The following is a 710-nucleotide window of genomic DNA, read 5'->3' as shown; positions in this document are numbered from 1 at the left end:
ACATATAACAAAGACACGCTGGAAGTGAATCAAGCGGGTGTGTCTACAACTAAAAACTCCAAAATTCCAGAGTATCCCCGAAATGCACTTCTGGTTAAACCGTTGGAGCCTAAAGAAGGCTTTCTGATTCGTGTATGTAAATTTGAAAATGGACGACCAACCGCAACAGAATACGTGACCGACCACCGAGCCAAAACCATCTACTACAAAGCCAATCCACTCGAGTCCAAGCAAGTAGAAAATCTAGGTGAGATTGAGGATGGCTGGACACCAAAAGAACCACCACACCCATACGTCACTTGGAATGAAGAGTTAGGTGATTGGCAAACAGACACTCAAGCCAAATACGAAGCTGAACTTCAGCAAGTAGCCAATACTCGCGAAGGTCTTTATGTGCAGATTGTTGACCGCTTGAATAACGAAGCCAGAATGATACGACGTGTTGAAGGTGATGAAGCCAAAGCCATTGAATATGAATCGCAAGCCGATGCAGCTTACTTGAAAATTCGAGCAGATAATCCTTGGCCAGAACTACCTGTAGTGAATTAGCTAATTTGACCCTAAACAAACCCAGCCGCGCGCTGGGTTTTCTACATCTACCATCTAGAAACCGCTTAGATATCAGCCTGTTTAGCACAGAGATACACTGGCTTTAGTTACGCAAACTAAGGCTCAACCATGAAAACACTCGCAACCAAACTGATTAAAAA

Annotated in this window: 1 protein-coding gene; it reads left to right on the top strand. The window is 43.8% G+C overall.

Features of this window, described 5'->3' with window-relative positions:
* The coding region (locus tag ACOSVQ_RS20635; RefSeq protein ID WP_491984303.1) for a hypothetical protein at window positions 1–549 on the top strand (549 nt) is incomplete at its 5' end.
* Window positions 550–710 lie beyond the last annotated feature (161 nt).

This window comes from Vibrio sp. HM8-C (assembly GCF_058630515.1).
The sequence above is the reverse complement of the archived record's forward strand: the minus strand, read 5'-3'. Positions and strand labels throughout refer to the sequence as shown.